This is a genomic window from Nonomuraea guangzhouensis (genome assembly GCF_019396345.1).
Taxonomy (GTDB): domain Bacteria; phylum Actinomycetota; class Actinomycetes; order Streptosporangiales; family Streptosporangiaceae; genus Nonomuraea; species Nonomuraea guangzhouensis.
Genome location: NZ_JAHKRM010000059.1, coordinates 16,847 through 38,029, shown reverse-complemented (window position 1 = coordinate 38,029; position 21,183 = coordinate 16,847). Strand labels below are relative to the sequence as shown.

General features: G+C 71.5%; 23 protein-coding genes. 11 read left to right on the top strand and 12 right to left on the bottom strand.

Features of this window, described 5'->3' with window-relative positions; genetic code table 11:
- The 3 genes from KME78_RS60505 to KME78_RS60495 form a co-directional block, all read right to left on the bottom strand.
- The coding region (locus KME78_RS60505) for a TRAP transporter large permease subunit (RefSeq protein WP_219539367.1) at positions 1–1,164 on the bottom strand (1,164 nt) is incomplete at its 3' end.
- 27 nt (positions 1,165–1,191) lie between these two features.
- The gene (locus KME78_RS60500) at positions 1,192–2,019 is read right to left on the bottom strand and encodes an HpcH/HpaI aldolase/citrate lyase family protein (RefSeq protein WP_219539366.1); all 828 of its coding nucleotides are present in this window, start codon (positions 2,017–2,019) and stop codon (positions 1,192–1,194) included.
- Positions 2,016–3,203, bottom strand: coding sequence for a CaiB/BaiF CoA transferase family protein (locus KME78_RS60495; RefSeq protein ID WP_219539365.1), 1,188 nt, complete (start codon positions 3,201–3,203; stop codon positions 2,016–2,018). The genes KME78_RS60500 and KME78_RS60495 overlap by 4 nt, the downstream gene beginning before the upstream one ends.
- Before the next feature lie 68 nt (positions 3,204–3,271).
- On the opposite strand from KME78_RS60495, the gene KME78_RS60490 reads away from it, so the two are divergent.
- Entirely contained in the window at positions 3,272–3,925 is a 654-nt protein-coding gene (locus KME78_RS60490; protein WP_246654936.1) for a GntR family transcriptional regulator, read from the top strand.
- 13 nt (positions 3,926–3,938) lie between these two features.
- On the opposite strand, the gene KME78_RS60485 is transcribed toward KME78_RS60490, so the two are convergent.
- Together KME78_RS60485 and KME78_RS60480 are read right to left on the bottom strand one after the other, a co-directional pair.
- Complete coding sequence (locus KME78_RS60485; protein ID WP_308127583.1) at positions 3,939–4,301, bottom strand: SAM-dependent methyltransferase; 363 nt, start codon at positions 4,299–4,301, stop codon at positions 3,939–3,941.
- A gap of 38 nt (positions 4,302–4,339) precedes the next feature.
- Positions 4,340–5,170, bottom strand: coding sequence for a helix-turn-helix domain-containing protein (locus KME78_RS60480; RefSeq protein ID WP_219539364.1), 831 nt, complete (start codon positions 5,168–5,170; stop codon positions 4,340–4,342).
- 173 nt (positions 5,171–5,343) lie between these two features.
- On the opposite strand from KME78_RS60480, the gene KME78_RS66885 reads away from it, so the two are divergent.
- Positions 5,344–5,466 carry a hypothetical protein gene (locus KME78_RS66885; protein WP_281429208.1) on the top strand — a complete coding sequence of 41 codons (123 nt, stop codon included), beginning with the start codon at positions 5,344–5,346 and terminating at the stop codon, positions 5,464–5,466.
- 137 nt (positions 5,467–5,603) lie between these two features.
- Here KME78_RS66885 and KME78_RS60475 read toward each other — a convergent pair whose 3' ends face one another.
- Together KME78_RS60475 and KME78_RS60470 are read right to left on the bottom strand one after the other, a co-directional pair.
- Positions 5,604–6,374 (bottom strand): inositol monophosphatase family protein, encoded by a 771-nt coding sequence (locus tag KME78_RS60475; RefSeq protein WP_219539363.1) that lies wholly within the window; start codon positions 6,372–6,374, stop codon positions 5,604–5,606.
- Complete coding sequence (locus KME78_RS60470) at positions 6,365–7,117, bottom strand: HAD family hydrolase (protein ID WP_219539362.1); 753 nt, start codon at positions 7,115–7,117, stop codon at positions 6,365–6,367. Before KME78_RS60470 ends, KME78_RS60475 begins: the two co-directional genes overlap by 10 nt.
- Before the next feature lie 159 nt (positions 7,118–7,276).
- On the opposite strand from KME78_RS60470, the gene KME78_RS60465 reads away from it, so the two are divergent.
- Positions 7,277–8,017 (top strand): GntR family transcriptional regulator, encoded by a 741-nt coding sequence (locus KME78_RS60465; protein WP_219539361.1) that lies wholly within the window; start codon positions 7,277–7,279, stop codon positions 8,015–8,017.
- Here KME78_RS60465 and KME78_RS60460 read toward each other — a convergent pair.
- On the bottom strand, positions 7,961–8,608 hold the full coding sequence (locus KME78_RS60460; RefSeq protein WP_219539360.1) for a DedA family protein: 648 nt from the start codon (positions 8,606–8,608) through the stop codon (positions 7,961–7,963). The genes KME78_RS60465 and KME78_RS60460 overlap by 57 nt on opposite strands.
- A gap of 130 nt (positions 8,609–8,738) precedes the next feature.
- Here KME78_RS60460 and KME78_RS60455 point away from each other — a divergent pair, with 130 nt between their 5' ends.
- From KME78_RS60455 to KME78_RS60435, 5 genes are all read left to right on the top strand, one after another.
- Positions 8,739–9,071, top strand: coding sequence for a DUF6355 family natural product biosynthesis protein (locus KME78_RS60455; protein WP_219539359.1), 333 nt, complete (start codon positions 8,739–8,741; stop codon positions 9,069–9,071).
- A 32-nt stretch (positions 9,072–9,103) separates the two neighbouring features.
- Complete coding sequence (locus tag KME78_RS60450) at positions 9,104–10,093, top strand: aldo/keto reductase (protein WP_219539358.1); 990 nt, start codon at positions 9,104–9,106, stop codon at positions 10,091–10,093.
- Between the two features lie 13 nt (positions 10,094–10,106).
- Positions 10,107–10,691, top strand: a complete 585-nt coding sequence (locus KME78_RS60445; RefSeq protein WP_219539357.1) for a TetR/AcrR family transcriptional regulator — start codon at positions 10,107–10,109, stop codon at positions 10,689–10,691.
- 539 nt (positions 10,692–11,230) lie between these two features.
- Positions 11,231–11,590, top strand: coding sequence for an STAS domain-containing protein (locus tag KME78_RS60440; RefSeq protein WP_219539356.1), 360 nt, complete (start codon positions 11,231–11,233; stop codon positions 11,588–11,590).
- 404 nt (positions 11,591–11,994) lie between these two features.
- Positions 11,995–13,422: a WGR domain-containing protein gene (locus KME78_RS60435; protein WP_219539355.1), complete on the top strand. Its 1,428-nt coding sequence runs from the start codon at positions 11,995–11,997 to the stop codon at positions 13,420–13,422.
- A 193-nt stretch (positions 13,423–13,615) separates the two neighbouring features.
- On the opposite strand, the gene KME78_RS60430 is transcribed toward KME78_RS60435, so the two are convergent.
- The 4 genes from KME78_RS60430 to KME78_RS60415 all read right to left on the bottom strand — a co-directional run bounded on the left by KME78_RS60430 (position 13,616) and on the right by KME78_RS60415 (position 17,997).
- Entirely contained in the window at positions 13,616–14,446 is an 831-nt protein-coding gene (locus KME78_RS60430; RefSeq protein ID WP_308127582.1) for a GAF and ANTAR domain-containing protein, read from the bottom strand.
- 39 nt (positions 14,447–14,485) lie between these two features.
- Positions 14,486–15,187 carry a GAF domain-containing protein gene (locus KME78_RS60425; RefSeq protein WP_219539354.1) on the bottom strand — a complete coding sequence of 234 codons (702 nt, stop codon included), beginning with the start codon at positions 15,185–15,187 and terminating at the stop codon, positions 14,486–14,488.
- 261 nt (positions 15,188–15,448) lie between these two features.
- Entirely contained in the window at positions 15,449–17,107 is a 1,659-nt protein-coding gene (gene menD / locus KME78_RS60420; RefSeq protein ID WP_219539353.1) for a 2-succinyl-5-enolpyruvyl-6-hydroxy-3-cyclohexene-1-carboxylic-acid synthase, read from the bottom strand.
- The gene (locus tag KME78_RS60415; RefSeq protein ID WP_246654935.1) at positions 17,104–17,997 is read right to left on the bottom strand and encodes an o-succinylbenzoate synthase; all 894 of its coding nucleotides are present in this window, start codon (positions 17,995–17,997) and stop codon (positions 17,104–17,106) included. The genes menD and KME78_RS60415 overlap by 4 nt, the downstream gene beginning before the upstream one ends.
- 99 nt (positions 17,998–18,096) lie before the next feature.
- Between KME78_RS60415 and KME78_RS60410 the strand changes: the two genes are divergently transcribed.
- The 3 genes from KME78_RS60410 to KME78_RS60400 all read left to right on the top strand — a co-directional run bounded on the left by KME78_RS60410 (position 18,097) and on the right by KME78_RS60400 (position 21,162).
- Positions 18,097–19,233, top strand: coding sequence for an AMP-binding protein (locus tag KME78_RS60410; RefSeq protein WP_219539351.1), 1,137 nt, complete (start codon positions 18,097–18,099; stop codon positions 19,231–19,233).
- A gap of 46 nt (positions 19,234–19,279) precedes the next feature.
- Entirely contained in the window at positions 19,280–19,648 is a 369-nt protein-coding gene (locus tag KME78_RS60405; protein WP_219539350.1) for a hypothetical protein, read from the top strand.
- Positions 19,649–19,818: 170 nt separating this feature from the next.
- A complete protein-coding gene (locus KME78_RS60400) occupies positions 19,819–21,162 on the top strand; it encodes an RNA polymerase sigma factor (RefSeq protein WP_219539349.1) in 1,344 nt (447 codons plus the stop codon).
- Positions 21,163–21,183 lie beyond the last annotated feature (21 nt).

Below are 21,183 nucleotides of genomic sequence, written 5' to 3'. Positions count from 1 at the left end.
GGGGGGGGTGGCCGCGGCCGCCGGCGCGACTCCGGCCGCCGTCAGCGCGCTGAAGGCCACACCGCCGACGGCGGCGATCGTCGCGGTCCCGGTCAGCGGCGCCGCGATGATCACGATCAGCAGCCCGACCAGCGTGGCGATGACGGCCGCCGGGGCGTCCAGCCCCTTCATGATGGCGGTGAGCTGGTCGACCAGGCCGAGCTCGCCCAGGCTGGCCGCGGCCGCGAAGGCGAAGAACAGCGTCGCGCCGATCACCGCGTACCGCGGGGCCATGTCGCCGAGCAGGTCACTCCAGGCGCGCCCGGTGCGCGGCAGCCGCTTCCAGGCGACGGCCAGCGTGGCCAGGACGGTCAGCACGGGGATCCAGACGACGATGCTGATGTCGTCCGCGGCCTCGCCGACGCGTGACTCCATCCATCTGACGCCGAAGTCGAGCGTCAGAACCACCGGCACGGCGATGCCCGCGTACACCAGCAACGACGCCCACCCGGCGCGCAGGGCGGCCCGCAGCGGGATCAGGTCGGCGGCGTCGGTGGCCTCGATGCGGTGGCGCCGCACCCAGACGAACACCACAATGAAGCGGTAGAGCACGGTCCACAGCCCGCCGACCAGCGCCGGCACGAACAACTGGTCGGCCGTCAGCACGGGCGCCACGGCGGCCGAGCCGAGCAGCAGGAACATCGACGAGCTCGGCGGGATCGAGATGCCCAGCCCGGCGTTGCCCGCCACCAGCGCGGCGGCCAGGTCGGGCCGCCAGTTGGACCTGGTCATCCACGGGATCGTCACCGACCCCACCGAGGCGGCGATGCCGGAGCCGGAGCCGGCGGGCCCGCCGAGCAGCGCCGCGGCCGAGGTGGAGACGTATCCGGCGCCGCCGCGCAGCCGCCCGAAGATCGAGTTGAGCACCGTCACCTGCTCCTGGATCAACCCCAGCTTGGTGAGCAGGTAGCCCATGAACACGAAGGCCAGGGCGGCGAACACGACCTCCTCGGCCAGCGCGTCGGAGATGCCCGCCCAGGCCAGGCCGAAGAATCCGGTGCCGCCGAACAGGCACACCCCGAGGAACCCGATGAGCATCGCCTCACCGATGTTGCGTTTCAGCACGCCGTTCCAGACGACGATGATGGCGATGTAGGCGAGGAGTGCCCAGACGGCGCTGCCCATGACGAAATTGCCTCCAATGGGGGGTGGTTACGAAAAGTCCTCGGGCGCGAGGCGCTCGGCGAGGGCAAGGGTTCGGCGGGCCCTGGCGACGATCGGCGCGTCGACGAAGCGTCCGTCAGGTAGCGCGACGGCACCCGCCCCGGCCCGCTCGGCCTCCTCGGCGGCCTGGACGATCTCGGTGGCCCGGTCCGTCTCCTCCCGCGTGGGGCTGAAGGCCCGTCTGATCACCGGGATCTGGCGCGGATGGATGGCGGTCCTGCCGAACAGGCCGATCGCGCGGCCGGCCCGGCAGGAGGCCGCCAGGCCCGCCTCGTCCTGGACATCGGGGTAGACCGACATCGGCACGGGCGGCAGGCCCGCGGCCGCGGCGGCCAGGACCACCTGGAGCCGCAGGTGGTTCATGGCGCTCTCGTCGGTGATCGACAGCTCGGCCGCCAGGTCCTGCTCGCCGAGCGCGACGCCCACCACGCCCGGGTGGGCGGCGATGGTGTGGGCGGCGACGATCCCGGCCGCCGACTCCAGCAGCGCGTACGCCTTGACCGGCAGCCCGTCCAGCACGCCGGCCGACTCGACCTTGGGCAGCCGGACCGCGTCGAGCCCCGCCAGGCCGCCGAGCGCGGCGAGGTCGTCGCGGCCGCGCCCGCTGGCCAGGTCGTTGATCCGGACGTGCACCTCGGCCGATCCGGTACGGCGCGCCAGGTAGGCGGCGGCGTTGGCCCTGGCCTCGTCCTTGCGGGCGGGCACGACGGCGTCCTCCAGATCGATGATGACCACGTCGGCCCCGGAGGCGGCGGCCTTGTCGAACCGCTCGGGCCGGTCGCCGGGGACGTACAGCCAGGTGACGGGGATGTTCATGCGATCACCCCGTCCTCGCGCAGCCGGGTGATCTCCTCGGGGCCGTAGGCGAGCTCGCCGAGCACCTCGTCGGTGTCGCGGCCGAGGCGCCGCCCCGGCCAGGTGACCGCGCCGGGCGTGTCGGACAGGCGGAACAGCACGTTCTGCATGGTGACCGAGCCCAGTTCCTCGTCCGGCACCTCGATGAAGGTGTCCAGAGCCGCGTACTGCGGGTCCTCGGCGATGTCGGAGACGTCGTAGATGGGGGCGATGGCCGCCTGGACCTCCTCGAAGCGGGCGACGACCTCGTCGGCGTCGCGTTCGGCGATCCAGGAGGCGACGGCCTCGTCGAGCTCGTCGACGTGCTGGACCCGGCCGTGGCCGCTGGCGAACCAGGGCTGCTCGACCAGGTCGGGCCGGCCGACCAGGGTGACCACGCGCTCGGCGATGGGCTGGGCGCTGGTGGAGATGGCCAGCCAGCGGCCGTCGCGGGTGCGGTAGGTGTTGCGCGGCGCGTTGCTGCTGGAGCGGTTGCCGGTGCGCCGGGGCACGACGCCGAGCGCCTTGAACGCGCTCATCTGCGGCCCGAGCAGCCCCAGGATCGGCTCGATGATGGCCATGTCGATGACCTGGCCGCGCCCGCTCTGCTCGCGGGCGCGCAGGGCGACCATGACGGCGTACGACATGGCCAGCCCGGCGATGCCGTCGGCCAGGGCGAGCGGCGGCAGCGTGGGCGGGCCGTCCGGCTGGCCGGTCATGGCCGCGAACCCGCTCATCGCCTCGGCCAGCGTGCCGAATCCGGGCTGCTTGGCCATCGGGCCGAACTGCCCGAAGCCGGTCATCCGCGCCACGATCAGGCGCGGGTTGATGTCCATGAGGTCGCCGGGGGCCAGGCCCCAGCGTTCCAGGGTGCCGGGGCGGAAGTTCTCGACCAGCACGTCCGAGCGCTCGACCAGGCGGCGCAGGATCTCCTGCCCTTCGGCGCGCGACAGGTCGACCGCGGCGGCGCGCTTGTTGCGCGACAGCGTCTTCCACCACAGGCCCACCCCGTCGACCGAGGCGCCGTGCCCGCGTGACGGGTCACCGCGGCGGGGATGCTCGATCTTGATCACGTCGGCGCCGAAGTCACCGAGCATCATCGCGGCGGATGGCCCGGCGAACAACGTCGCGGCGTCGATGACCCGCAGGTCAGCGAGGGGAGTCATGGACATGTAACTTATAAGAAATATCTCATAGGTCAACCTTTGTCTTGAATTGCGGGACACTGAGGGACATGCCGACCAGCGAGCCGCGGCCGCCCATGAGCAAGGCCGAATACGTCTACAGCGTGCTGCTCGACGAGATCCGCACGGCCAGGATCCCCGGCGGCACCGCCCTGCGCGCCGGAGCGGTGGCCCGCAGGCTGGGCGTATCGGTCACCCCGGTCCGCGAAGCGCTGCGCAGGCTGGAGAAGGACCGGCTGATCAGCTACGAGGCCCATCACGGCGCGACCGTGGTCGACCTGGGCGACGACGCGCTGGAGGAGTACTACGGCCTGCGCGCGGTCGTCGAGGGCCTGGGCGCCCGCCTGGCCGCCTCCCGGATCACCGCCGCCGACCTGACCGGGCTGCGTGAGCTGCACGCCTCGATGGTCCGCGACGCCAAGGAGGGCAGGAACGACCGGCTGGGCGAGCAGAGCAGGCTCTTCCACCTGCGCATCGCCGACATCGGCGGCCCGGCCTTCCTCGGCCAGCACGCCAGGGCGGTGCGCGACAGCCTCCCCGTGCCCGCCGAGGCCTCGCTGTGGCTCGACGCCGAGCAGGTCAAGATGCAGCTCGACGCGCACGAGGGCATCCTGGCCGCGCTCGAGGGCGCCGACGGCGTCGCGGCCGAGCGCATCATGATCGAGCACGTCCGCCAGGCGGGCGACTTCCGCAAGGGGCACTGACCGCGCCTGTCGCTCACCTGATCCTGGCCACGCCCCCCAGCCGGCCCGTACGAGCCGGAGCGATCTCGACCTCGGTGCCGTCGGGACGCCACCGCGGCACCCGGACCAGCCCGGGATCCAGCAGGTCGAGGCCGTCGAACAGGGCCAGCGCCCGCTCGCGGGTGCGCAGGTGCCTGACCAGGCCGAGCTCGCGATGGCTGACCGCCACCGCCCGGCGTACCGCGTCGTCGTAGCCGTCGAGGCTGATCACGGTCAGCCACAGGTGGCTGCCGGGGACCATGGCCGCGCGCAGCCTGGCGAGCTGGGCGGCGTCGTACATCCGGGCCGTGCTGACACCCGCCAAGGACGTGACCGGGCTGCCGCCGTCGGTCTTCACGTCGCCTCCGTCGAGCCGCCTCGAAAAGGCTCATCCTCTCAGCCGGTGAGCGTCCCGCGGATCGTGTCGAGCACGTCGAGGGTGTCGTCCACGCGGAAGGCCGACAGCGACAGCCGGGCGAACGCCTGCTGGTAGTCCTCCGCCTGCCGCCGGTCGTCGACGAGAACCGGCCCGTGCAGCAGGTGCAGCACCAGCATGTCGGGCCTGTCCCGCTCGGGGAAGCGCAGCAGGGTGAACGGCGCCCCGTGGTAGAGGTAGCCGGTGTCGGCGCTGGGCCGGGCGATCTGCACGGCGACGTTGGGCTCCTTGGCCGCCGAGACCAGCGCGTCCAGCTGCTCCAGCCGGTCGCCGGAGCGGGTCAGCGGCGGGTCGAGGAGCGCCTTGCGGTCGAGCACCGCCCACAGGTGCGGGCCGCCGGGCCGCTCGAGCAGCTCCTGCCTGCGCATGATGAGGTCGGCGCCGCCGTTGACCTGCTCGGGGGTGGCGCTCGGGTGGCGGGCGGCGCGGACCGCGGCCTCGGCGTAGGCGCGGGTCTGCAGCAGCGCCGGGACGTGCTGCGGGCCGTAGGTGTAGATGACCTGCGCCTGGTCCTCCTGCTCGAGGAACCCGGTCAGCCACAGCGGCACCCGCGGCGCGTCGAACCAGCCGGGCGGGCGCTCGCCACGCAGCAGCGACAGCAACGTCCGCTCGTGCGCCTGCTCGCCGTACAGGGCCAGCAGGAGACGTACGGTCGACTCACGTGGCGCGACGAAGCCGTGTTCGATGCGGTAGATCGTGGAGGTGTTCAGCCCGGCCGCGTCGGCGGCGGCCTTCATCGACAGCCCGCGCGCGCCGCGCAGGCAGCGCAGCCGCTCGGCCACGACCTTCATATGCATACGGCGAGCCGTTCGCGCGACTGACGATGAGTTTCGCCTCTGCCTGGTCTGTTGTGAGCGATCGACGGCTGATGCACGAGAGCCACCCTAGGCGATCTTCCCTCGAATGCAGACGTCGATCACGGCCCCTGGGTGAAAGCCGCAGTTGGTCATTCGGGGCGTACTTCATGTACTCCGGCTGGAAGGAAGAGATGACGTTCGTCTGCCTGCGCGCCAAGGCCACCGACGCCGCAGGAAACGCCGTCGAGCAGACCGTCATCCGGGCCTACCGGATCGCACCCCGGAACTGATCACGAGCCGCGGGTTCATCGCCCCGGACGCCCACCCGCCACGTTGAGGCCGCGTACGGTGCCACCGTCGCCGACAGCAGCCGCCGGCGCCGTCGGCCGCGCCCGCGACCGCTCGTCGGCAATGAGCGCCGGCCCGGTCAGGGCGTCACTTCGGCGAGGACGGAGCCGCGCAGGTCGAAGCCGCCGACGCAGGCCAGATAGTCACCCTTCTCCAGCGGGTCGCCGATGTAGACGCCGCCCGCCTGACGTACCAGCAGGGCGCCCGCCGCCACGTCCCAGGGGCTGGAGTGCGTGCCGTACGCGGCGTCGGCCCACCCGGCGGCGACGTGCGCGAGCTTGAGCGCGGCGCTGCCCGGCCGGCGCACCGCGGCGAACGACTCCAGGAAGCGGCCGTAGCGGTGCAGCGCCTGCTCGCCCTCGGCCGCCAGGTCCAGCGGCGCGGGGTAGCTGGACAGCAGCATCGCCTCCCGGTCGGTCACCGCCCCCTTGCTGCGGATCGGCGTGCCGTTGCACCAGGCGCCCTCGGTGGAGGCGGTGAACTCGTCCTCGCGCACCGGATCGTAGACGACGCCCGCCACCAGCTCGCCGTCCACCGCGGCGGCGATGGAGACGCAGAAGAACGGCAGGCCGGCGGCGAAGTTGGCGGTGCCGTCGATCGGGTCGACGTACCAGCGCGGCTCGCCGGAGCCGGTGACACCGCCCTCCTCGCCCACGATCGCGCTGCCGGGCCAATGGGCGGTGATGACGGCGCGGATCGTCTCCTCCGCGGCCCGGTCATGCTCGGTGACCGGATCGTGGAAGTCACGCTTGGTGGCGACCGGGGGCCGCGACCTGAACGCCTTGCGCAGCCTCGGTCCGACCGCCCTGGCCGCCTCCGAGGCGGTGTCGAGCAACCGTGTCACGTCCATGTCTCCTCCAAGAGCTTGTCCATCAGGGCGAAGGCGTCGTCCACGACGGCCGCCGGGCGCTGTCGTACCCGGTACGGGATGCGGGCCGTGCTCTTCGACGTCATCAGCACGGTCATGCCCACTCCCGCGCGCCGGCCGCAGACGACGTCTCTGTCGAGGTTGTCGCCGACGTACCAGGCGTCCGCCGGATCGACGCCGAGCGCGCGGGTGGCGATCCAGATCATCTCCGGGTTCGGCTTCCTGACGCCGGCCTCGTCGCTGTAGACCTGCTGCGCCACCTCGACGCCCCGGGCGGCCAGGAAGTCGCGGTGTACCGCACCGCACCGCGCGTTGCTCACCACCGCCACCGGCACCTGCCTGGCCCGGCAGGCGGCCAGCAGCTCGGGGATGCCGGGGCGCAGGGCGCCGTGCCAGCGCAGCTCACCCATCCGCTTGCACAGGGCGGTGGCCTCGGCCGCCACCACGGCACGCGCGGCCTCGGGCCAGTCGGCGGCGACGAAATCAGTCCAGAACTCGCGGTGCGTCAGCTCCCTGGGCGCTCGCGGCCTGGACATGGCGTCCTTCCAGCACGTGTCGGCCGCCGCGCCCGCCCTGATGTCGATCTCCGCGTCGGCCACGCCCAGCTCGGTGCACCCGGCGCCGATCAACCGCCGGTGCACCTCCCCGGCCAGCTCGGCGGCCCAGGACGGGCGCGTGACGCCCTCGACGAGCACGCCGCCGAAGTCCAGCAGCAGGGCCCTCATCGGACGCTCCCCTCCCCTACGGACGCCGTCGGAGCGGTGGCCCACCGCTCCGGGCAAGGGGGCGAGCGGCGAGCCGGCACCATTATGTCAAGACATGATGTCATATTTCTGAGCGGCGATAATTGTCAGGACATTCTGACCTCGGTTAATCTGATCAGCATGACCGCGAACCTGGCGATCGAGCTGGACCGCTCCAGCCCTGTGCCGCTCTACTTCCAGGTGGCTGAGCAGATCGCCGAGGCGATCCGGCGAGGCGACCTGGCGCCCGGCTCCCGGCTGGACAACGAGATCCTGCTCGCCGACAAGCTGGGCCTGTCCAGGCCCACCATCCGCCAGGCCATCCAGTATCTGGTGGACAAGGGCCTGCTGGTCCGCAAGCGCGGCGTCGGCACCCAGGTGGTGCACGGCCAGGTCAAGCGCTCGGTCGAGCTCACCAGCCTCTACGACGACCTGCGCCGCGCCGGCCAGGAACCGGCGACCCAGGTCCTGGCCCTGGAGCCCCGGCCGGTGCCCGAGGAGATCGCCGCCATCCTCGGCGTCGAACCCGGCACCGAGGTGCTCTACCTCGAACGGCTCCGCTTCGCCGCCGGTGAGCCGCTGGCCGTGCTGCACAACTGGCTGCCGCTGGGCCTGGCCCCGCTGACGACGGCCGGCCTGGAGGGGCGCGGCCTGTACGAGCTGCTGCGCGGCGCGGGCGTGCGGATGCGGGTCGCCAACCAGCGCATCGGCGCCCGCGCGGCCACCCAGGCCGAGGCCAAGCTGCTGGACGAACGGCGCGGCGCCCCGCTCCTCACCATGCTCCGCACCACCTACGACGACCAGGGCAGGGCCGTCGAGCACGGCTCACACGTCTATCGGGCCTCGCTCTACTCCCTCGAGGTCACCCTCATCGAGCGCTGAGGCGGCCCGCCGCTTGACGTACCAGGTGGTGGCGATGCCGCACAGCACCGCCGCCACCAGCCCCACCCACGAGAACCCCTTCAGCCACTTCTCGGCGACCACGCCGAGGTAGAAGATCACCGCGGTGGTGCCGCCCGCCCAGACGATCCCGCCGAGCACGTTCGCGACCAGGAACCGCCAGTACGGCATGCGCAACGCCCCCGCCAGCGGACCGGCCAGAATGCGCAGCAACGCGATGAACCGCCCGACGAACACGGCCCACACCCCGAACCTGTCGAAGTAGTGCTCGGCCTTACCGATGTGGCGGGGCCCGAAGTGCTTGGGGAACCGGCGCCCGAGCCGCTCGAACAGCGGCCTGCCGCCCTTGCGCCCGATGGCGTACCCGATGGAGTCGCCGACGATCGCCCCCGTGCTCGCGCAGACGCCCACCCACACCGGGCTGACGACCCCCTTGGCGGCCAGGAGCGCGGCACTGACCAGCACGATCTCGCCCGGCAGCGGGATGCCGAGACTCTCGATCCCGATCACCAGGCCGACCAGGACGCAGAGCCACGCGGGCGGAATCGCCTGCAGCAGTTCGTCGATGTGCACTCGGCAACCCTAGCTCGGCGGGCGACCCGGCGAAGTCATCGGCGAACTGCGACAGAAGCCATCACGGAGTGTATTCATCTCGTGCCAGACTGAAGCCGCCCACGTTCCTTAGGCCAGGGAAGGACGAAAAATGATGAGAAAGTCGGCGGCTGCCGTGGCGGCCATCATGATCGGTGCCACGCTCGCGCTCTCGACCGGCACCGCCCTGGAGGGAACAGCCCACGCCGTCGTACGCGAGTGCGTGCCGCCCGACTACTACACCAGTGGCGACGTCGCCTACTACCACCACTGCGATCACCGCAGGGGCCTGGTGATGGTCGAGAGAGTGGACAACACGCACGAGTGGACGTACTGCTCACGCCCCTGGGAGAACAGGCCGCTCGGCCCGGCCGGCGAGATCTTGTGGGCTCACGTGATCGGCTCCTGTCGGCGGCCGGAAGGCAGAGCAAATGACAGATATTGAAATCTGTCATCTGTAATGCCATAGTAGTCAGCATGAGAACCCTGGGAGACAACGGCCCGCAGGTGTCCGATCTCGGCCTTGGCTGCATGGGCATGTCCGACCTCTACGGCCCGGCCGACGAGACCGAGTCCATCGCCACCGTCCATGCCGCCCTCGACGCCGGCATCACCCTCCTCGACACCGGCGACTTCTACGGCATGGGCCACAACGAGCTGCTCATCCGCCAGGCGCTGAAAGACCGCGACCGCGACTCCGTACGGATCAGCGTCAAGTTCGGCGCCCAGCGCGACTACGACGGCAACTGGCTCGGCTACGACGCCCGCCCCGCCGCCGTCAAGACCGCGCTCGCCTACACCCTGCGCCGCCTCGGCACCGACCACGTCGACGTGTACCGCCCCGCCAGAGTCGACCCGAGCGTCCCCATCGAGGAGACCGTCGGCGCCATCGCCGAGGAGGTCGCCAAGGGCCACGTCCGTCACATCGGCCTGTCGGAGGTGGGCGCCGAGACGATCAGGCGCGCGCACGCCGTCCACCCCATCAGCGACCTGCAGATCGAGTACTCCCTGCTGTCCAGGGGCATCGAGGCCGAGATCCTGCCCACCTGCCGCGAGCTGGGCATCGGCATCACCGCGTACGGGGTGCTGTCACGCGGGCTGCTGAGCGGCCACTGGTCCAAGGACCGCGCGCTGGCCGGCAACGACTTCCGCGCCGCCAGCCCCCGCTTCTCCGGCGACAACCTGGCGCACAACCTCACACTCGTCGAAGCCCTCCGCGCCCTGGCCGAGGCCAAGGGCGCGACGGTCGCGCAGCTGGCCATCGCCTGGGTCAGCGCGCGGGGCACCGACATCGTGCCGCTCGTCGGGGCCCGCCGCCGCGACCGCCTCGCCGAAGCCCTGAGCGCCCTCGACGTGACGCTCACGGCCGATGACCTGGCCCGCATCGAGGCCGCGATCCCCGCCGACGCCGCCGCCGGCGACCGCTACGCGGCTCCGCAGATGGCCCACCTGGACAGCGAGCACTGACAGAATTGGATTTATGACAGATGGCATCCTGACGCCCGACCAGATCCTCACCGCGGCTCAGGACGTCCTCCGCCGGTACGGCCCCGCCAAGGCCACGGTCGTCGACGTCGCCAGGGCACTCGGGGTCAGTCACGGCAGCGTGTACCGGCACTTTCCCAGCAAGGCCGCGCTGCGGGAGGCGGTCACGCAGCGGTGGCTGGACGAGTCGCACACGCTGCTCACCGCCGTCATGGCGGCGGACGGGCCGGCCGATGTACGGCTCCGCGCGTGGCTGTCGGCGCTGTTCGCGGCCAAGCGCAAGAAGGCGCTCGGCGACCCGGAGCTGTTCGCGACGTACACGGTGCTGGTGGGCGAGGCGAGCCAGGTGATCGAGCGGCACATCGCGGACCTCGTGGGCCAGCTCCAGCAGATCATCACCACCGGACTGGCCAAGGGCGAACTCGTCACCTCGGACCCGGCCGCGACGGCACGAGCGGTGTTCGACGCCACGATCCGCTTCCACGACCCCGTGCACGCGGCCGACTGGGACCAGCCGGGCATCGAGGACGCCTTCGACACGCTCTGCACACTCATCTGGCTGGGCCTCAGCCCGCGCTGACCTGCGATCCAGGCGCGAAAGCCTTCCGCCTCCGGCCAGGAGCTCGGCCGGAACCTCGGCGTCGGACCCGGCACCAACCCCAGGACCCCACCGCCGGCCCTCCGCATCCAGCAAGCCGAGCCGCCGACCTCGATGCGACCGACCACTCAAGCGCTCCCCCATCGAGCGCCGCCCAGAAATCCCATCCGCCCCGAGGGCAAATGAGTGGATTGCGAAGGTTGCCCGGCTTGCCAACGACGCAGGTCAGCGTGGTTACGGACGTGCGGTCATCATTTCCGGTTGTTATCACGACTCTTGCCTTGCGAGCAGCTACGGACTTGTACACTTCACTCTGGAAGCACGCGGCTACACAAAGTAATAATCCACACATCTGGTACAAATCGCATTTGCGATTCCTCGTGACGTCCGGACCCCGCGCCACGTCAGGTGTCGAATTGGCGGCCGGGTATGTCCCCGGACTCGCGAGGGTCCTCATGGGGAGACGGCTCCCACAGTCGGCAGATGTTCCAGTGTGGGAACACAACAGGGGAGCCGAGCCCATGGAGCCACTGCACCTGACGACAAGCCGTCAGGGGGCGACAGTTATCGTGCACGTCTCCGGGGAGCTAGACATCGCCACCACCTCGGTACTACGTGACCACCTGCTCGACATCCTGCGGCAGACGTACCACGGGCACCGGAAGATCGACGAGGTCGTCATGGAGCTGAGCGGGCTATCGTTCATCGACGCGGCCGGTCTGGGCACCCTGGTGAGCATCAATGATCACGCGCGACGTATTGCGACACCGTTCCTGCTGTCCGGGATCTCACCGCAGGTCAAGCGACTGCTCCTGATCACCGGGCTCGCCGGACATTTCCCCATACGCCCCCAACCCCCCGGCACCCGCAAGGCCGTTTAGGCACCGAACACAGCTCCTCGTCGGCCCGGTCCGCGAAGCCGGTTTCTGGTCGGCTGTTGCGAGTTCGCGGGGCGCCTGCTGGGATCCCGATGCCGGTCCACCGCGGTTTGCCGGCCATGTCCGGGCAACCGGACCCTGGCGGTCATTACGCGCCGTGGATGTCGGACCAGGCCTCTGTGTTCCGCGCAGCCGCTGTGGCGCGAGAGCGAGGTCGGACACCAGCGGGCGGGCCTCAGAGCCACCCTTGCGTAGTCCTCAGGCGCCATCGCCGCCGGCCTCCAGACGAGCAGCCGCCGGGAGCGACTCCATGCCCCACAAAGCACCCATCAGCCCCACGAACAGCAAAAACACAAGTTTGTCGCCCCCGTGCTCTAGTGTCCCGGGCAGTTGATCAAGCTCGGCACATGGAGACCGCAGACATGACGTACCTGGAGCTGTCGGAGGACGGCGGCGGATCACACAAGTTCTACGAGGTGACCGTGGCCGGCACCGAGGTGACGATCACCTACGGGCGCATCGGCGAGAGCGGCCAGACGAAGGTCGCGGCCTTCCCCTCCGAGGCGAAGGCCCAGGCGGCCGCGGCCAAGAAGATCGGCGAGAAGACCCGCAAGGGGTACGCGCCGGCCGTGCGCGGTGTGCGCCAGCGCCGGGCGATCACCCGGAGGGCGATCGCCAGCATCCGTTCGACCGCCCGGCAGGCGCCCGTGTTGTGGCGGTTCAACAGTGGTGCCGCCGCGTTCGGCATCTTCGTGGACGAGCAGCGCTGCTGGGTCGGCAACCAGCGCGGCGACGTGTACACCGTCGCCCACTCCGGCACCGTGACGGGCCGTTTCCGGCTTCCGGACGGCGTCAAGTGCATCGTCGCCGACGACTTCTGGATCTACGCCGGCTGCGACGACGGCCGCGTGTACGACCTGAGCGGCAAGGTGCCGCGGGCCGCGTACGAGATCGCGGCCGACGTCGACATCTACTGGCTGGACGTCCACGACGGCGTCCTCGGTGTGTCCGACCGGGCCGGCCGGGTCACCGCGATCGACTACGAGGACGAGTTCCAGTGGGCGCGTCCGGGCGGCGGCGAGTCGGCCTGGATGGTCAGGTGCGACGACGACGCCGTCTATCGGGGCCACTCCGGCGGCGTCGCCCGCTACGACATCTCCGACGGCTCGCTCGTGTGGGAGAACCGGACGGCCGACGGTGTCCTGTTCGGCTGGCAGGAGGCCCACTCCGTGTACGCCGGTACGGCCCGCCACACCGTACATCGCCTGGCCAAGGGCGACGGCCGCGTCGAGGCCGTCTACCGGTGCGACGCCCCCGTCTACTCGTGCGCCACGTCTCCGGGCGGCCGCCACGTGTTCGCGGGCGACAGCCATTCCTCCATCTACTGTTTCGACTCCTCCGGTGAGCGGCTGTGGAAGCTCGGCACCGGCTGCGGGTCGGCCTTCTCCATGCAGTTCCTCGACGATCGTCTCTACATCGTCACCACCGACGGCTCGCTGGCCTGCATCGACGCCAGCGAGGCGGCGATCGCCGCGGCCCGGCAGGGCACCGTACCCCAGCCGGTGGACGTCAAGGCGGCCGCGTCGCTGGCCGTGGTGGAGCCGTCGGTCGTGGTGGAGACGACCACGCACGTCGGCGATGGCGTGGTCGTAGAGTGCGAGCAGCAGGGCGAGCGGCTGCGGGTGCGCGTGATCAGCCCGGGGTACGAGGGGTGGAATGTGCAGTTCCCGAAGGACATCCGGGAGGCGGGCGCCCGCTACCTCGTCGAAGGGGTGCGCCCTGCCGGGCGGGGCGGTTTCTACCGTGCGTACGGGGAGATCAAGCGCCTCGTGTGACCCGCCACCGGCCAGGCGAGGCCCAGCGGAACCGACACGCTGTTCGAGGTCGGTGGCTCTGCCGCGCATGAGGGGCCGCGCATGAGGGGCCGCGCATGAGGGGCCGCGCATGAGGGGCCGCGCATGAGGGGCCGCGCATGAGGGGCCGCGCATGAGGGGCCGGAGTGCTCGTACGGCCGCCGCCCGGCCGCGGCTAGCGGCGCGGACGCGAGTCGGAGCGCCCCAAAGCCGGGTCGTCGAGGTCGGCCCCGTACGACACGACCTCCTCGGCCACCTCCGCCAGCCGCCGGTTGTGGTTGCGGGCGTGGCCGCGCAGCCGCGTGAACGCCTCGTCCATCGTCCAGCCGTGCCGCTCGGCCAGCACTCCTTTGGCCTGCTCGATGATGACGCGGGTGCTGAGCGCGGTCTGCAGCTGCCCGGTGAGCAGTCGCCCGCCGCGCACGGCCCGCTCGTGCAATAGGCCGATGGTGGCCATGTCCGCCAGCGCCTGTCCCAGCGCCAGGGTCTCGGCGGGCAGGTCGCCCGGGGTCTTACGGAACAGATCGAGGGCGCCGATCACCTCGTCCCGCAGCCGCAGCGGCAGCGCGCTCACCGCGCCGAAGCCGCGGCCGCGGGCCTGCTGGGCGAAGCGCGGCCAGTTCCGCCGCGCCGTGGCGCCGTACACGTCGGAGCAGTGCACGGCCTCGCCGGTGCCGAAGCAGTCGAGGCAGGGTCCCCGCGCGTACCGCAGCTGGAACAGCTCCAGTGATCGGGCCTGCTCGCTGGAGGCGGCCATCAGCCGCAGGTCCCCCCGCTGGTCGGTCACCAGCAGCCCGGCGGCGTCCACACCCAGGAGTTCCACGCAGCGTTCGGTGAGCAGGTGCGTGAAGTCGACGACGTCGAACCCGGTGACCAGCGTGTCGGCCAGGGTGACGAGGGTCTTCGCAATCCCCCTCGACGGCACCGTTTCCACGGGCGAGGGACGCGGCTGAGCGGGCTCCGTTTCCGCCATCGCGGAACGCGGCTGCGCCGCCTCGGTTCCCACAGCCGCAGGATACGCCAAGCCCATCCAAAATCGGCGGAATCACCCGCCGGACGGATCGGGACTGAACCGCAGCCGCCGCCGCACCACCCGCCGCGCCACCCGGCTCAGTGGCTCGTCGTGGGTGAAGGCGTACGCGCGCAGCCGCAGCAGCGCCTCCTCCACCGAGGTGTCCAGCTGCACCGACACCATCCCGGCGGCCTGGTAGATCTCCGCCCCGAGCGCCGCCGACGCGGCCGGCGGCACCCTGTGGCCGCTCATCCGGCTGGAGCCGTCGAGCAGCAGCGTCAGGGCGGCGCCGGCCAGGACCAGCGCGTCCGTCTGCTCGCGGGCGGTCAGCTCGCCGGGCCGGTCCCGGCACAGCACCAGGACTCCCACCTTGACGGCCCCCATCACCAGCGGGTACGCGAACACCGCCCCCACCCGGGCGACCTCGCTGAACGCCGGCCAGCGCCCCTCGCAGTCCGCCATGTCGGGGACCAGCACCGGCCCACTCCCCCACACGGCCTCGACGCAGGGCCCGTCTCCGGTGGTCAGCTCGGCCTCCAGCAGCTCGCGACCGAGCCTGCCCGCCAGATGCGCCGGCTCCAGCCGTTCGTGCGAGACCAGCGACACCCCGGCCCCGCTGACCGCGACCGCCTCCACGCCGGCGGCGCAGACGTCCTGGACCGACATCGGCGAACCACGCCGCCTGGCGCTGGCCGCGATCAGCGCCCAGATCCGGGCCTCATCGTCGCCGGCCACCTCGAACCCGCCTCGACTCGATCAGCATCGTCCCCGCCATTATCCGCGGCTCCGGGACAGGTGTACTGGGGTCGGTGGACTGAGGTCCGCAGCTCCGCGATCCACGGACCGACCCGTCCGGGGCGAGGCGGGGGTCGCAAGCCGGAGTCCCCAGGCCGAGGTCCGGAGTCCCCGGACCGGAGTCCCCGGACCGGAGTCCGCAGGCCGGAGTCCGCAGGCCGGAGTCCGCAGGCTGAGGTCGCCTGAGGCCTGCGGATCAGGTCAGGTCAGGCAGTCGCGGACCGCGGCCTGGGCGGCCTCGCGCAGGCGGGCGTGCACCACCGCGTTCGCCTCCCGGTCCGTACGCACCTCCACCAGGCGCGGCCCCTCGCCGCGCAGCGCCTTGGGCAGGTCGGACAGGTCTTCCACCAGCTGGTACGGCGTCCCCGTCGAAGCCGCCACATAGCCGAGATCGACGCCGTGCGGCGTACCGAAGACCCGCTCGAACGGATCCCTGACCGCGGCCTGCGGCAGCAGCGAGAAGATGCCGCCCCCGTCGTTGTTCACCACCACGAGGCACAGGTCCGGCCGCGGCTCCCGGGGGCCCAGGACGAGCCCGTTCTGGTCGTGCAGGAACGACAGGTCGCCCATGAGCGCGTACGACGGCCCGTTGTGCGCCAGCGCCGCGCCCATGGCCGACGACACCAGCCCGTCGATGCCCGAGGCGCCCCGGTTGGCCAGCAGCCGGAGCCCCCGCCGGGGCCGCATCGCCTGGTCCAGGTCGCGGATCGGCATCGACGAGCCGCAGAACAGCAGCGCCCCGTTGGGCATCGCGTCGACCAGGTCGCGGGCCAGCCGGGGTTCGCTGGTGCCCGACGCGTCGAGCACCTCGTCGATGGCCGTCCTGGCCGCCTGGTCGGCCTGCCGCCAGGCGTGCAGCCACGTGTCGTCACCCGAGGCGACGGGGATCTCCACCGCCTGGGCGACCTGGGTCGCCGACCGGGTCGGATCGGGCCAGCGATCGAGGTCGGTGGCCACCACGATGTGCTCCTCGGCCCGCCCGAGCCACGACAGCAGCGGCCGCGACAGCCCGGGACGGCCGAGTGTGACCACCACGTCGGGCCGGTGGGTGTCGGCGAACTCGGGCGTGCCGAGCAGGTAGTGGTAGGTGGACACGGCATGGTCGCCGTAGCGCCCGCCGCCGTTGGGCTCCGACACCACCGGCCAGCCCGCCATGCCGGCCGCGGCGACGTAGCGGCGGACGTTCGCGGCGCCGTCGCCGACCACGAGCACGCCGCGCCGGGTCGGCGGGATGTGCAGGGCGATGGGCGGCGGCGCCACCCGGGCGCGCACCCAGGGGCCGTTGGCGTCGCCGTCGAGCGACTCACACCACGAGGTGTCGCCGTCGGGGATCAGCGGCTCCCTGAACGCCAGATTGAGGTGCACCGGCCCCGGCGTGGCGGGCCCGGTGGCGCGCTGGTAGGCCCGGCAGGCCAGCGACCGCCAGTAGGCCACCTGCCCCGGCCGGTCCTCGGGCACCCCGACCTCGGCGAACCAGCGGACCGCCGAGCCGTACAGCTTGATCTGGTCGATCGTCTGGTTGGCGCCGGTGCCGCGCAGCTCGGGCGGGCGGTCGGCGGTGAGCACGAGCAGCGGGACGCCCGACTCGCTCGCCTCGATGACGGCCGGGTGGAAGTTGGCGGTCGCCGTGCCGGACGAGCAGATCAGCGCGACCGGCCGCTCGGCGCGCTTGGCCAGGCCGAGCGCCAGGTAGGAGGCCGACCGCTCGTCGATGCGCACGTGCAGCCGCACCCGCGACTCGGCGTGCAGCGCCAGGGCCAGGGGGGCCGACCGCGAGCCGGGCGCGACCACGACGTCGGTGAGGCCGCAGCGCACCAGCTCGTCGACCAGGACCGTGGCCAGTGCGGTAGCGGGGTTCACAGTGACGCCTCCTGCATCCGGCGAAGCCACGAGGGGGATTCAATTTCAAAGGCCGACAGAAGCTCAGGATTCACCGCAGGACGTCGTACGGCCAGCCGCCCGTCCACGGGCACCAGCGAATCGTCCACCACGTCACCCGTCAGCAGCGGCATCGTGCCCAGCCCGCACGCGTACGGCAGCTCCGGCAGCGCGGCGGCCAGCGCGAGCCCCGCCGCCAGACCCACCGAGGTCTCCACGGCGCTCGACACCACCGCGGGCAGCCCGCACGCCTCCACCACCCGCAACGCGTTACGCACCCCGCCGAGCGGCTGCGCCTTCACCACCGCGATGTCGGCCGCCTCCGCGGCCTTGACCCGCAGCGGGTCCTCGGCGCGCCGGATCGACTCATCGGCCGCGATCGGCACGTCGACGGCCCGCCGCACCGCCGCCAGCTCGTCGAGCGTGGCGCAGGGCTGCTCGGCGTACTCCAGGTCGAAGCGGTCGAGCTCTTTGAGATGGCGTACGGCCTCGCCGACGTCCCAGGCGCCGTTGGCGTCGACGCGCAGCCTGCCCGCCGGGCCGAGCGCGTCACGCACCGCCTCCACCCTGGCCAGGTCCTCGGCGAACGTCTGGCCCCGCTCGGCCACCTTGACCTTCGCCGTCGCGCAGCCCGAGCCGCGGACCAGCTCGAAGGCCCGCTCGGCGGCCACGGCGGGCACGGTCGCGTTGACCGGCACGCTGTCGCGCACCGGCTCCGGCCAGCCCTCGAAGGCGGCCTCGCGGGCGCACGCCAGCCAGCGGGCGCACTCGCGCGGACCGTACTCGGGAAAGGGCGAGAACTCCCCCCAACCGGCCGGACCGTGCAGCAGGACCCCTTCTCTGACGGTCTGACCCCGGAAACGAGTGCGCATCGCCACCCGGAAAACGACGGGAGCCCGGAAAAGCACGGGAGAACGCGTCACGACCCTCCCTGCACCGCTGTCCGACCTGTCGCCATTAACCTTACGAGCATGTTGAGGAACCCGTCGCATCCGGACCGGCCGTTGCACGCCGTGGTAGGCACTCCAGGGCCCGAGCTGTTCGCGGCGGTCCGTCAGGCTCTGTCCGGAGACGGCCCGGCGATCCTTCCCCTGCCTGCCGGAAGCTCCGCCGACGCGCTCCGGCCGACCCACGTCAACGGTGTCCGGCAGGCCGGCGGCGAGGGTGTTCCGGAGGACGTGGCGGTGGTGATCGCCACCAGCGGCAGCACCGGGGCGCCCAAGGGCGTCATGCTGTCGGCCACCGCGTTGCGCGCCTCGGCGGCCTCCTCACTGCGCCGCCTGGAGGCGATCAAGGGCGAGCGCTGGCTGTGCTGCCTGCCACCGTCCCACGTGTCGGGCCTCCAGGTGCTGGTCCGCGCCCTGCTCTGCGAGAGCGAGCCGATCATCCACCCGCACTTCGACGCCCACGAGGTGCTCGCCTCGGGCGCCGACCACGTGTCGATGGTGCCGACCCAGCTCCACCGGCTGGTCGAGATGAACGCCGACCTGTCGGTGTTCCGCACCATCGTGCTCGGCGGCGCCGCCCCGCGGGCCGGCCTGGTCGCCGAGGCCCAGGCGCTCGGCGCGCGGGTGGTCACGACGTACGGGATGAGCGAGACGAGCGGCGGCTGCGTGTACGACGGCCGCCCCTTTTACAATGTAGATCTCAAAATCGGCGACGACGGGCGCATCCGCGTCGCCGGCCCGGTGCTGTTCTCCGGCTACCGCTTCGGCGAGCCCGCCTCCTTCGACGGCGACTGGTACGTCACCTCCGACCTGGGTGAGCTGACCGGCGGCCGGCTGCGGGTGCTGGGCCGGGCCGACGACGTCATCAACACCGGCGGCGAGAAGGTGGTGGCCGCCTCGGTGGCCGAAGTGCTCGGCCGCCACCCCGAGGTGGCCGACGTGGCCGTGATCGGCCGGCCGGACCCCGAATGGGGAGAGATCGTCGTCGCCGTCGTGGTGCCCGCCGACCCTGCGGGCCCCCTCACGCTCGACCAGCTCCGCGCGTACGCCACCGACCGGCTCCCCGCCTACGCCGCGCCGCGCGAGCTGCGACTGATGTCTCGGTTGCCGCTGCTACCGAATGGTAAAACCGATCTCGTAAGCCTTAAGGCAGGAACCTGATGAGTTGCGGGTGCGTCTTATGGATGAGCGAAGGAGGGAGCCCTTCATGAACCAGACCCGCAAGATGTGGGCATCCGCGGCGGTCGTCGGCGTGATCGTCGTCGGCGGAGCCTCAGTCGCGGCGGCCGCCTCGGCGGGCAGGCTCGAACAGGTCGCCAAGGAGACCAGAGCAGTGGTGGAGAAGGAGCCGTCCAGCCTGCCGCCGGCCGCGCCGACCTCGGCCGGTGAGATACCGGCCGACCGCGTCGCCGAGCTGACCGCCTCGCCCGAGCCGAGCGACGGCACCGTGGTGTCCAAGGAGCTCAACCCGGACCCGCAGAAGGTCATCGAGTATTGGACGGACAAGCGCATGGAGGACGCGCAACCCATGCCCATGCCCGAGGTGACGCCGGGCGGGATCACCCCCGGAGGGTGACCCCCCGGGCCTGGGGTGGGTCGCCTTTAGGGTGATCCGCCCCTTTTTTTGTCCCTCCGGGAACAAATGGCGCTCAACGGCGTTATTGATACTGGTGCGCCGAGCGGCCGCAGCCGCCCCACCACAATCTTTGACTGATCGATTCGACTCCGTATGGAGGAGGTGTCCTCATGCCCCGAACCGCCGTGGCGACCCCACCCACGACCCTCGACCAGCTGCTTGACCGAGGGCGAGCTCAGGGTCACCTTTCTCTGGCGGAGCTGCGTGACGCGTTCGCCGAGGCCGGCATCAGCCCCTCGAGCGGCCGTTCGATACTGCGCGAGCTCGCTGAGGCAGGTGTCAGCCTGGCCGCCGAGGACGAGCCGTCCCTCAGCAAGTCGGCCGCGCGCAAGCCGGCCCGCAAGACCCCGACCAAGCGGGCGAAGTCTACCGTCTCCAAGGGCGCGGAGCCAAAGAAGGAGTCCGCGACGCAGGATGAGGACGCCCCCGAGGACCTCGACCTGAACCCGGACGCCCTGTCCCCCGACGCCGTGACCGCGGCCGCCGCGGGCGCCGACGACGCCGAGCTGGAGAGCGAGACGCTCGACCTCGACGACAACCAGTCGGTTATGGGCGACTCGGTGCACACCTACCTCAAGTCGATCGGCCGCCGCACGCTGCTCACCGCGGCGCAGGAGGTCGAGCTGGCCAGGCGGATCGAGGCCGGCCTGTACGCCGAGTACAAGCTGGAGACCACGCCCGGCCTGTCCGCCGCCGCCCGCGACGACCTCGAACTGGTCATCGAGGACGGCAAGGCGGCCAAGGACCACATGCTGGAGGCCAACCTCCGGCTCGTCGTCTCGGTCGCCAAGAAGTACACCGACCGCGGCATGTCCCTGCTCGACGTGGTCCAGGAGGGCAACCTGGGCCTGATCAGGGCCGTGGAGAAGTTCGACTACACCAAGGGCTTCAAGTTCTCCACGTACGCCATGTGGTGGATCAGGCAGGCCATCCAGCGCGGCTTCGCCGACTCCGCCAGGACGATCCGCCTGCCCGTACACGTGCTGGAGATGCTCTCGAAGCTGTCACGCATCGAGCGCGACATGCACCAGCGGCTGGGCCGCGAGCCCACCCCCGAGGAGCTGGGGGTCGAGCTCGACAAGACGCCTGACCAGATCGAGGAACTGCTGCGCACCAGCCGCCAGCCCATCTCGCTGAACGCGACGATCGGCGAGGACGGCGAGACCACGATCGGCGACCTCATCGAGGACGTCGACTCCCCCGAGGCGTCGGAGATCGTCGACCGCCAGCTGCTGGGCGACCAGCTGCGCGGCGTGCTCGGCAACCTCTCGCCGCGCGAGGCGAAGATCATGGCGCTGCGCTTCGGCCTGGTGGACGGCAAGCCGCACACACTCGACGAGATCGGCAAGCACCTGGGCCTGACCCGGGAGCGCATCCGGCAGCTCGAGAAGGAATCGCTTTCGAAGCTGCGCCACCCGAGCAACACCCGCCCGTTGCTCGACTGGGCCAGCTGATCCGCGACGAAGCCCCGGCAC